At 43.9% G+C, this 296-nt stretch carries 1 pseudogene; it reads right to left on the minus strand.

From position 1 onward, the window contains the following. Nucleotides 1-296: pseudogene (locus GCWU000341_RS14485) on the minus strand (IS5/IS1182 family transposase); the annotation flags it as partial.

Here is a 296-nt window from a genome sequence, read left to right on the forward strand (position 1 = left end):
GATAGAGCTTTTTGCGCAGCCGTTTCATGGTGTGCAGTGTCGCTTTACCGTTATAGACCACTTTGATTCCGTACAAAATTTCGCATTCTTCGATAAAAGAAAGGATCTTTTCAAACAGGCGGGCCTGATGCTTTGTAACGGATTTTTTCCAGACAAACGTATACTTGTTCGCGCAGGATTCGATCTTTGTCCCATCAATAAATAGGGTCTTGCCGGAAATCTCTCCGAGATCATGAAGAATCGATGTCATGTCAGACAGAAGCGTCTTGGAACAGGCAGACAGATGAAGCGAAATG

The organism is Oribacterium sp. oral taxon 078 str. F0262, assembly GCF_000160135.1.
Taxonomy (GTDB): Bacteria; Bacillota; Clostridia; order Lachnospirales; family Lachnospiraceae; genus Oribacterium.